This is a genomic window from Okeania sp. SIO2F4, assembly GCF_010672385.1.
Lineage (GTDB): Bacteria > Cyanobacteriota > Cyanobacteriia > Cyanobacteriales > Microcoleaceae > Trichodesmium.
This window is the reverse complement of sequence record NZ_JAAHGT010000473.1, coordinates 1-7,380: the sequence shown is the minus strand read 5'-3', so window position 1 is coordinate 7,380 and position 7,380 is coordinate 1. Positions and strand designations below refer to the sequence as shown.

The 7,380-nt window shown below is 40.0% G+C and carries 5 protein-coding genes; 3 read left to right on the top strand and 2 right to left on the bottom strand.

Going from position 1 to position 7,380, the window contains the following annotated elements; all coding sequences use genetic code 11:
* Positions 1-1,078, bottom strand: a 1,078-nt coding sequence (locus F6K22_RS25135) for a WD40 repeat domain-containing protein (RefSeq protein ID WP_293104258.1), incomplete at its 3' end; no start/stop codon positions are given.
* 120 nt (positions 1,079-1,198) lie between these two features.
* Between F6K22_RS25135 and F6K22_RS25130 the strand changes: the two genes are divergently transcribed.
* From F6K22_RS25130 to F6K22_RS25120, 3 genes are all read left to right on the top strand, one after another.
* A complete protein-coding gene (locus F6K22_RS25130) occupies positions 1,199-1,582 on the top strand; it encodes a hypothetical protein (protein WP_293104255.1) in 384 nt (127 codons plus the stop codon).
* A 12-nt stretch (positions 1,583-1,594) separates the two neighbouring features.
* Positions 1,595-1,912 (top strand): hypothetical protein, encoded by a 318-nt coding sequence (locus F6K22_RS25125; protein ID WP_293104252.1) that lies wholly within the window; start codon positions 1,595-1,597, stop codon positions 1,910-1,912.
* A gap of 455 nt (positions 1,913-2,367) precedes the next feature.
* Positions 2,368-3,528, top strand: a complete 1,161-nt coding sequence (locus tag F6K22_RS25120) for an ATP-binding protein (RefSeq protein ID WP_293104249.1) — start codon at positions 2,368-2,370, stop codon at positions 3,526-3,528.
* Positions 3,529-4,297: 769 nt separating this feature from the next.
* Here the strand turns inward: F6K22_RS25120 and F6K22_RS25115 are convergent.
* Complete coding sequence (locus tag F6K22_RS25115; RefSeq protein ID WP_293104246.1) at positions 4,298-7,270, bottom strand: DUF4347 domain-containing protein; 2,973 nt, start codon at positions 7,268-7,270, stop codon at positions 4,298-4,300.
* Between the last annotated feature and the right edge of the window lie 110 nt (positions 7,271-7,380).

Genomic DNA, 7,380 nt, shown 5'->3' with positions numbered 1-7,380 from the left:
CACTAGCTAGAGTCTGACCATCTGGACTAAAAGCAAGAGAAAAAACTGCCCCCGAATGCCCATCTAAAGTATCTATTCGTTTTCCACTATCTAAATCCCATTTTTCAATTTTTCCATTTTGACTGCCACTAAAAAGAGTTTTGCCATCCGGACTAAACGCAAGAGAAATAACCCATCCTAAATCACTGTACAGAGTTTTCTTGAGTTTACGCTGCTTGAGATCCCAAAGCTTAATTCCACCATCCATACTGCCACTAGCTAAAATCCATCCATCCTGGTTGAAAGCAATAGAAATTACTTCTTCTGCATGGCAACAAAAGGTATGAATTTCTTGCCCTGTAAAAATATCCCAAAGTTTAACAGTTTGGTCATGACTATCACTTGCCAAAACTTGTCCATCTGGACTCAGAGCAAAGCACTCAATGTTTCTTGAATGCCCATTGAAAGTGAAATTAGGAGACTGATTGAAACTACTTAACAGTTCCCCCGTGTTGAGATGCCATCGCTTGATAGTCCGATCATAACTAGCACTTAGGAGTGTTTTTTGATCTAGAAAAATTACAGATGCTACATCTTGTAAATGTCCGGTGAGAGTGCGTTGTAGTTCCCCACTTTCCAAGTCCCAAAGCTTGATAGTATTGTCCCAACTACCACTGGCTAGAGTTTGGCCATCTGGACTGATAGTAACAGAACCAACTCCGTCTTGATGTTTAGCTAGAGAGTCAAGGAGTTGAGGGTATTGCCAGTTGGGAAGCAGTCGTGGAGATCGTTGTTGTTGGAGTTGTGCTTGTCGCGATTTCCATGCTAACTCCACTACTGTCTTCAATTTCTTTTTACTTACTTCTCTTTCTAATACTTCTCCAAGGTTTTTCCATAACTTAGAAGCTGTATTCCTTAAAGTTCCATCTTTCCAATTCTTATGTGCAACTATTATAGTGTCATAAGTTATATCTTCCCAAGCTGCTTTAAATATTTCCCTTTCGTAAATAGGATCTAGTGTTATTCCCAGTGATGACTCAAGAAACTCGATTGCCTCTTCAAGTTTTAGTTCATTTTCTGGGTTTGGTGATTGTGACATTTGTGACAAATTGAAGTTTTTGCTATTTAGATTTTAGTAGACTTTTATGACCTATTTAAAGACTAGGTACGCTTAAATTATTTATAGAGTTAAAAACTTATTGTACCTTGAAAACTAAATATGTTAAACACCTTTCTTGATTTTTTCTTGGGCAATAACCCTAATTTAGTCGTAAACGCGAAAGCTGTTCACCGGGGTAGATCCTTAAAAGAAGAGTTGTTAAATCTATTACCAACTCAAAAGCAAATTCAGGAAGAAGCCACATTTGATGAAGTCATTAAATGGTTTCCCGAACATTCTGACCATCCCGATATTGACAAAGGCGTGGTATTCCGAAAACCAGACAGTCAAGGAGAAGTAATTATTCAGGTCTTCCTGGATAAAAGCGATCGCGTGGTGCGTGATGCTCATGGTCAAGTTTTAGGTCGTAAGTTTGTCGTAAAAAAAATAGACGATGAACTTCTCGAAACCTTTGATAACAATAATGTAATTATCGTCGAATAAGGAGTTTATAAAATGGTAGAACCTATTTCTTCTTTGATTATATGGGGATTGACTACTTTGCTACTAGGTGCTTACGTCATCTCAATATACTTATTGACTATTGTTGCTCTAGTTGATTTGCTTGAGGACTGGGCAACAGATAACTATGTAGACGAGGATGATGTTGGCTTTGTCACAAAAGCCATTTCTGCTGGGAACTGTAGTCATATTGGAGGAGTTTGGAATAAGCGCACCAACAAAGTTCGTGACGCATGGAAGATAAAAGCTCAAAATGTGGACTCTAATGTTAGTTCCAAACTTCGACAGTCTGATGTGTTGTTGATTAGCTAACTCAAGAAAGCGTAGTCAACGTAGGTTGGGTTGAGGAACGAAACCCAACACCAATAATACCAACAGGAATTACGCACTGACAATATATCTAGGGTTTCGGTGCGTTACGCTACCGCTAACACACCCTACCAATAGCGTTCATGCGTAAGTCATAACCAAATTTCACAAAGGTAGTTACTGTATTAATCTTTGGATTTCCACAAGTCTAGCAAAGTCAACGTAGGTTGGGTTGAAGAACGTTTCGCTGCGCGACATGAAAAGCGGAGCTTATCCGTAGGATAAACCCAACAAAAAAAACTATTACTTGTGTTGGGTTTCACTGTCGTTCAACCCAACCTACATTTGCTTTCACTTCTGACTTCTGACTTCTAACTTCTGACTTCCGTGACTAGGGGGTGAAAAATCACATCCCCTATTTTTTCAACTTTTGACAAATTAGGAGATTATTGTTCAAGATGAAAAATCCCAATTCTGTAACCATTCATGTTTCTGGTGAACTAGATAAAATTCCAGCATCAGACATGGCTGTTTTCCGTACCAGAATTAATCGTGCTATTGATGGTATAGAGAATACTGGGCAAAAAGTAGAACTTGTTTTAGGTGAAGCACCAAAGTCACAAAATCAACCTTCTACTACCACAAAAAACGCTAGTAATGAAACTGGAGAAAATGACGAAGATGTAATCAAAAAACTAGCTCAACAATACCATTGCCAAAAACCTCTTTATTCCTTCAAACAGTTAATTGTTCCTGAAGAAGTTGCTGAAAATTTGCTGTTTGCTGTTGATGCAATAGAAGTAGAATCTATCGTTTATGAAGAATGGGGATTAAAGGAAATTCAACCTTACCCCCGTACCATTCTCAATTTTTATGGTCCATCAGGAACAGGAAAAACTCTAGCAGCGCACGCAATAGCAGAGCGTTTAGGTAAGCAAATTTTAATAGCAAGTTACGCCGACATCGAAAGCAAATATCACGGTGAAGGACCAAAACAACTCAAAGCAATCTTTTATGCAGCACAACGCGATCGCGCATTACTCTTTATTGACGAAGCTGACTCTTTGTTATCAAAAAGATTAACTGAAGTCAACACGGGTTCCGAACAAGCAATAAATTCCATGAGAAGTCAATTGCTAATCTGTTTAGAGGAATTTGAAGGTATCGTAATCTTTGCCACCAACCTAGTTGAAAATTATGATAAAGCATTTAATACAAGAATACGACATATCCATTTTCCCATGCCAGATGAAAAATGTCGCCGTGAAATTTGGCAACGTCATTTCCCCACTAAATTACCCTTAAGTGATGATGTGTCAGTTGATGAATTAGCAAAAATTCAGGATATTTGTGGCCGGGAAATTCGTGAAGCAGTAATAGACTCAACTAACCGTGCTGCTCTCAAAGCAAAACGAGAAGGAAAAGACCCCAGAAGTGGAATTATTTCCCTCAAAGATTTGCAAGAAGCAGCAGAGCGTAAAAAAGCAGAGCGTATAGAAACTGAAAAAGAAAAATTAACCCCAGAGGAGGAAGCAGAAGTCAGTCAAAAAGTTGCACTAGCTTTATCTCCATCAGAATCAACAAATAATCATCATAATGGCCAGGATAAATCCAGTTAATTTTGATAATTTATAAGTTGATTAATAAAGACCCCACTAATTTTAAGTGGGGTCTTTTTTTGTTTAATAGATATCTGGTGATAATTAAAAATCAAATCAATTATCGGGCTTGACATCCTCCCGACGTTGCGCTTACAAGGGCATCGCGGGATTCCCTAACATCACTGAATAGGGGCTTTCTGCTTCTAACGCACCTGCCTCCAAGGCCGAACCTCTTTTTGGTCTAAAGGCGCGCTCCACAGTACGTCGCCAATCCGACGGCTCCCCTAGACACTGCTAGCCTAGCAGCCTTATTATTTTTACTATAGCATACGGCTTTGTTGCATGAAAGTATCGATAGAAGATCCGTTCCCCTTTTCGGTTGTCCCCGACATGAAAGGTGAACCTAGTGGCAGCTATATCACCCTCTTTCTATAGATTGATGTTTTATTCATCTGTTGTCCAATAGTTAATTGCCTCAAAGCCTTTATAGGTAAGAGTTTTAGCCTTTTTATATCAAAGATTGATGTTTTATTCATCTGTTGGACAATAGTTGTAGAAGTCTGAAGTACATATGCTTGGATCTTGTGCGGTAGCTATATGCTTTCATACAACAAAGCCATAGCATACTATTGTTAGAACTGCAACATTGATTGGTTTTCCCATGCGACGCTCTCCTGTAGGGGAGCGCGGGTCTTCAACCAACGTTGAGATAAATCATCAATTATTTCCCCCTACTCCCTACTCCCTCTTTTCCACCAGAGGTCTAATAAAATTAAACCCAATAGCGTCAAGCTCTAACTAGGAAATCATCTGCCTCCAAAGATACTCCATTAGAGAAAACAGCAAAGCGATCGCCTTCTCCCAAGCCATTCTCAATACCATTAGGATTGTAATATAAGGTACTATTAGCAGAGTCATAAACGATCGTAGCATCAGCGGTAAATACATCTGCTTCACTATCCACAACAGCAAATTCGCTACTATCTAGACTTTCTCCAGGAGTAGTTACAATGGCAGTGAACACAGTCACATCCAAGATAATTCGATCTTGTCCAGATACAAAATCAGTAATTTCATCCACGCCTAAATTTGCTTCGCTAAATGTTTTATTAGCAGCAAAGATAAATTTATCCTTACTCGCTCCACCACTGAGAATATCGTCATCCTTTCCTCCATTGAGGCGATCGCGACCGAGACCGCCACTCAGACTATCTTCTCCACTGCCACCAAGTAAAGCATCGAAACCCAGCCAACCAATTAAGGTGTCATTGCCATCATTCCCTTTCAGAGTATCGTTTTCATAACCACCTTTGAGAGTATCGTCACCATCACCACCATTGATACTATCGTTACCCCGGTTGCCATAGAGTTCGTCATTACCAGCAAAGCCAAACATAATATCGTTACCACCGTTACCTTGCTCAATATCGTCTGCTGAAGTTCCCTGGAGTAGGTCGTTAGAACTAGAAGATATACTTGTTAAAATTTCAGAACCAGAAATCTCATCAACTAACTCAATATAACCTGTGCCAACTTCTCCTGCTTCCTCTGCAAAAAAGTCTTTCAGGGTCAGATCGTCTGCTGTTTGGAAACTGCCATCTTGGTTGACATCTATAATTAGATCCGTATCTTCTCGATGCAGGTCTGACATAGAAGTTTCCATACCTTCAAGAGTCAAAGTTTCGCGACCAGCTACTTCTTGAATCTCCAGACCTCCCACATCAGCAGCATTCAATTCAAATAATTCATTACTCGTACCGCCAGGAAGTACCCCATCTTCTGCATCCTCCACAGTTCTCACCGGTAATATTTGACCCCGAATGTCACCAGGTTCAGGATTTTGGTTTGTATGCACCTGAACGTAGAGGTTCCCATGAAATAGGTTAAATAGAGAGGTTGTCACTGGTTGAGTTCCCGGCATTTGAGCGGTGGGTAGAATCGCTATTTCCCCGGTAGGAACATCGTCTCCTGCTAGTAGACTTGCTGCAACTATGCTGCTTTCTGTCTTAGAGATAGTAATGTTTTGTGTTATCTCAACTGTTGCACCGTTGGCAAAGTTGAGCTGAGTTCCCTCAAAAATGTTGAGTTCGTCTCGGGGTTCCCCATCTAGTAGTTTGATACCTAAAGTACCATCATCGTAAGCTTCAACAACTTCAATTTCTAATTCAGGAGCTGTCCAGTCACCATAAACCCCATCAGACTTAGGTTCAGAATGGCGAGCAAAATTGGCAGCAGCATCCGACCAATCCCATTTACCTGTAATTGTTTCATTTTCGTAGTCGATCTCAATGTCATCATCATCTACGGATGGTGCCCCAAAGATATTCAAAACATGACTGCCATTAGTGCCATAGTCGCGGTGGTGAAAGTGAATTTTGGTAACAGCATTATCGGTGGTACGTTCTGCGGGGTCTTCAATTAGATCGATTCCATTGAATTGAATCGTATATTCTATTTCTGTCTGTTCGGCATTGAGACTAAAAGTTGCAACTCCTGTAGCGTCTGACTCTACTCCATTTTGACTGCTGTCTAAGAAGGCTTTAAATTCTTGAGCTGGTTCAGTCATACCGAAGTTTTCCAGCAGATAGTTTTGAGCTGCCAGAATAGTATCTTGGTCTGCATCGGGGGCGGGAGAGAGATTTTGATTGTAGAGAATATAAACAGGATCGGAAGGAATGCTACCAGGAATGTTAGTCTCAACCTCCACTGGCAACAGATAAAGTCCGTCATCAATACCAGTAGGTGAAGTACCTGCCTGTAATTCCATGACATAATGCCAGTGGTCATTACCTGCCTGGTCATATTCTGCATAATAGTATGGCTCTCCTTCTACAACAGCTTCCCCTGTAGTGACTTCATTTACGAATTCTACATACCATTCACCTTCATCATTGACTAACCAGTTTTCTTGATACCAGGTCATCACCTCTCCACCTGTGGTTACAAAACTTTCACCATCCCAGACCTTTAGCTCATCAAGAAAGTTGACTTGGAAATAAGTATTGCGTTCGCGATCGAAAGAATCATCGGCTGGACTCCCATCTACAGGAGTATCGTAGAACATATCTACCTGTGGTGTGAAACCAGGAAAATAGGATGCGTTATCAGTGTAGCGATAGTCAAAGGCAGTATCTAATTCTTCTACTACTCGGTCATCCCAAACCCCAACTTGCCCTAAAGTAAGATAGTCGTCAGAAAATAGATTGGTGTAGCCATTACTCACGCTATCATCTTTACCAAGATAGGCTCTGACTTTACCTGTTTCATCTTGACCAAGATAGAATTGTAAGCCGTGAAACACTCCAGAATAATATTTAATAATTTCTGGTAAAAAAGCTATCTGTGAAGTAACCGAACCAATGCGACTTTCTAAATTCCAAGTTCCACCTTTTAATGGGTTGCCCACCTGATGTTTTGAAGCAGCAATATTGGCTCCAGTTAGTTGATGTAAAAGTTGGATAAAGTTATTCGATTTACTGGCAATATTACAACTATAGAGCAATAGATCGACAATTCCCCATTCTTGGAGATATCCAGTATATTTGGGGAGATTTTGCTCGGTTATAGGTGTTTTTCCTAGATATAAAATACCAGGATCGCCATGACAAACAATGTGCAAACTATTAGTTGGATAGTCAGATAAAAGTTGGGTAATTTGTTCTATACCGTCACGGTTAGGGTCAATTAAAACAACTTTTGTTTGTGGAGTAACTCCTACAGCTAACTGGCGATAATTTTCTACTCTAGTATCAATTACCATTAATCTTTTTTGCTGTTGGACTTGCTCTAATTTTTGAAACCTTAACCAAAGGATTGCAACCGAATATGAAAAAAAAGGTCTTTATCCTTGATACCAACGTTATTCTGCAT